The following is a 3,463-nucleotide window of genomic DNA, read 5'->3' as shown; positions in this document are numbered from 1 at the left end:
TGGGTGGAGAACTGCTGCGTCCAGTCGAAATAGCTCATGGTGGGCTGTTGCATGGCGTAAGCCTCCATTAGCGAGCTGTCTATCAGCTTCGACAACGCAAGCTGCGTTAAGTTGAGAGGCAATTTCTATTAAAAGGCCGTCATAATTACAGGGATTACGGACCACAAGAGGCCGAGACCACGCCAGCGGTAACTATTAACCTGCCAAGTGCACTATCTGCCGACGAATACCGCAACTTGATCGAGGCCACGCCACAACGGCGGTTGAACGATGGCGACGGCAGTAGCTGAACAGCAGACCATAAGGCCAACGGGCTTCCAGCAGCGCGTGTTGTCGGTTCCCGAAAAGTTCGACATCGCCCTGACCGGCGGCAGGGGTGGGGGTAAGACGTACGCAGTCCTACTCTCGATCCTACGCCACATAGAGCAGTACGCCGAGCATGCGCGCGTCTTGGTCGTCCGCCGTGACTTCCCAAGCTTGCGCGATTTCGAGGCCGAGGCCCGGTTTCTATTCGCCTCCGCTTATCGCGGCGCACGCTATAACGGATCCCACCATATCTGGCAATTCCCGAACGGCGCCACCTGCCAGCTTGATCAAATCGAAACCCTCGCCGATTTCGGGAAATACCAGGGGAAAAGTTATTCGCTGATTGTTGCCGACGAGGCGGGGCAATTCCCAGATCCAGCCCTGATTGATTTACTCCGCTCCAGCCTTCGGAGCAAGGTCGGGGTTCCGTGCCGGATGATTTTGTCTGCAAATCCTGGTGGAGTTGGTCATAGCTGGGTTCAAAAGCGCCATGTGGCCGGTGTGACACCATGGGAACCATACCTGGAACCGAAAACGAACCGGGTGTTCGTGACCGCGCCGAGCGTTTACGTGGACAATCCATTTCTTGATGAAGATTACCGCCATCAATTGGAAGCGGCGACCGCCACGGATGAAGCACTGAAAAAGGCTTGGATTCTTGGCGACTGGAACATCGCAAAAGGCGGATTTTTCGCTGCCGTATTCGATACGGAAAGAAACGTCGTTCCGCCCTGGCGCAATCTCCCGCGCGATTATGGTTGGGAATTTTTCATTGCGGGCGATCATGGAAGCGCAGCGCCGGCCGTTTTCTATTTGTGCGCACGCTCTCCCGGCGCCCGTGGCCCGGATGATCGGTTTTACCCGGCGGGGTCGGTGATCCTGTTTGATGAGATCGCTTTCGTTGAGCGTGACTCATTAAGCCGTGGCCTGGGCCTGACGGTTCCCTCAATGGCAACGGAAGTCGTGGAGCAGTGCAAGGCATGGGGCGTCTCGCCCGCCGGCGCAATGGATGATGCCTGTTTCGCCTCGCACGGCTCAGCGTCTGGCACGCTCGCCAACGAGTATCGCCGAGCGGGTCTGCGTATCCACCCGGCGCGCAAGGGCGACCGTGCTACCGGCTGGGAGCTGATGCGCCGAATGCTCGCCGATGCCGGTGCACCCGATAAACCTGGGCTCTATGTCAGCGAGCGCTGCGCCTATTGGCTCGCAACGGTGCCATTTTTACCGCGCAATCCGCGTCGAATCGAGGATGTGGATACCACCGCGCCAGACCATGGAGCAGACGCCAGCCGGTACGCGCTTTTGTACGAGCGGCCACGTGTTGTTGTGAGCAGGCTTACGGGATTTTGAAAATGTGCGAGTGCCGGCCAATTGAATTCGTTTTTACCGATTACGAACAGCAAAGCGATTGCCCGCAGTGCGGCGGATCGCGTTGGTTCACTTTCGACATGAGGGCAAGCGCAGATGACGAATACAGCTGATTTATATGCCAAGCGGACCAGCTTCGCGGCCGGTGCCGTTTCACCTAGAGACCTAGCGCCGAAGCAGGTATTCAAAAGGCGGAAGGTTTCACCGGAATTAGATGTTCGAATGTTCAGCCATCAAGTCGGCATGGAGGCGGACGATGAGCACGACCAAGCGTTAACCGCAGCACAGCGTGCCTTTGAATCTCTATCGCGGACCTTGGATGAGGCCTATGAGCGTGAACTGACCGTCAGAAAAGACACTACGCGCACGGCCGACGACATCACGGTCAGCGTTGCCAAGATCTCGGAAAAGCATGTTACTGCGCCGGCAAAGCCCCTGGACGGCGCCCGCCTGGCGGCCGTGGAGGAAGTTAAGGCCATCGACAGACAAGTCGATGCGGCCTTCAAGTCCCACCTGACTGAATCCGAACGCTCTGAAATTCGCAATCATATCAAAAACTTAAGTGATAAGCAGCGCCGCGAGTTTTTGGCTAGTGCCGATGATGATGTTGTCGCTGCCGTTCTGAGTGCAAAAGCATTCCTGAGCGGCCTAAAACCAGCCGAAGCCGAAGCGCTGCGCCACAAGACTGTTCAGCGGAGGTTTCCGGCTGAAATGAAGCGCCGCTCGAAGCTGGAGAAGGCGGTTGATCAACTAGAGCAAGGCATGCAGCGATTCATGCGGGAAATGGGCGCCCTACGCGACCCGCGAGCAGATGCCATCGCCAAGCGCGCCAAAGCGGCTGCTGAGGCTTTGAAGTAGGTAGCGGCATGATGCAGGCGGAACAACGCTCATTCCTTGACGAGCTCGCGGACCTGTCCCATCCGGCCGACCGTGCGAACCTGCTCGCGCGAGCGTTGGGTGAGATCGTGCGCGGCGCGGCCAGAGACCCGAACAATCGGCGCTCGGCGATAGATGAGCTGATCAAGATCATGGAGCGGCACGCCGGCCTGCGGTTATGAGCGATCTGCATAGGGCATGGCGGCATTATCTCGCCACAGGCGAACTACCTGCTGATACCAGGCTCAGGCGCCAGGTGATGGACCTTATCCGAGCCATAGAGGCCACGGACGAGGCGACTCATGCGGAAGTCTAATAGTGGCTGGCGGCGCCACCTGCTACGCCGCTGGCGGGATAAGGCTGTTGGTAGATCCTTCGGTAGGCGCGGCGCCGAGCAGGACAGGCGGAACGAGAAGAATTCACGCGGTGCGTGATGCCTCCAGAACTAGCGATTACCGGCAGGCCCGGCGGTAGTACCCCCGGGCTCGCGCCATAGCGGCTTCTCCCCCTTAATCTTCGCGGCGGTGCCGACCAACTTTCCGACAAGCGGTATCTGGCATGTGTTTGCATGGTGGAATGCTCTATGCAAGCTTGCAAGAAGCATTCTATGAAGCACAACCCACGCCAGTGTGATGCAGTTACGCCTTTCCGCCGCTGTTATCCGGCCTGAGAGCCGCTATTTCTGAGACCACCACTGGACCCGGCCGCGTGCCGGGTTTTTGTTGTGCTGCTTACATATCGCTTACACGAGAAATCTGCAACTTTGATCGATGTTCTGTAAGTTGTTGGTGCCGGGAGCGAGACTCGAACTCGCACCCCCTCGCGGGGACCGGATTTTGAGTCCGGCGCGTCTACCGGTTCCGCCATCCCGGCTGTCCAGCGCAGGAGTATAAGGCAGCGCCGGTTGCGGCGA

3 protein-coding genes and 1 tRNA gene are annotated in these 3,463 nt (G+C 58.3%); 3 read left to right on the top strand and 1 reads right to left on the bottom strand.

Going from position 1 to position 3,463, the window contains the following annotated elements:
• Positions 1 to 270 precede the first annotated feature (270 nt).
• From AC52Q4_RS10775 to AC52Q4_RS10765, 3 genes are all read left to right on the top strand, one after another.
• The gene (locus AC52Q4_RS10775; protein ID WP_495536798.1) at positions 271 to 1,656 is read left to right on the top strand and encodes a phage terminase large subunit; all 1,386 of its coding nucleotides are present in this window, start codon (positions 271 to 273) and stop codon (positions 1,654 to 1,656) included.
• Positions 1,657 to 1,770: 114 nt separating this feature from the next.
• Positions 1,771 to 2,532 (top strand): hypothetical protein, encoded by a 762-nt coding sequence (locus AC52Q4_RS10770; RefSeq protein WP_495536797.1) that lies wholly within the window; start codon positions 1,771 to 1,773, stop codon positions 2,530 to 2,532.
• 8 nt (positions 2,533 to 2,540) lie between these two features.
• Positions 2,541 to 2,732: a hypothetical protein gene (locus AC52Q4_RS10765; RefSeq protein WP_495536796.1), complete on the top strand. Its 192-nt coding sequence runs from the start codon at positions 2,541 to 2,543 to the stop codon at positions 2,730 to 2,732.
• Between the two features lie 604 nt (positions 2,733 to 3,336).
• On the opposite strand, the gene AC52Q4_RS10760 is transcribed toward AC52Q4_RS10765, so the two are convergent.
• A tRNA-Leu gene (locus AC52Q4_RS10760) sits at positions 3,337 to 3,423 on the bottom strand.
• Positions 3,424 to 3,463: the final 40 nt, after the last annotated feature.

The sequence above is a fragment of the Nitrococcus sp. genome, assembly GCF_059432795.1.
This window is presented reverse-complemented; position numbering and strand designations above follow the sequence as displayed.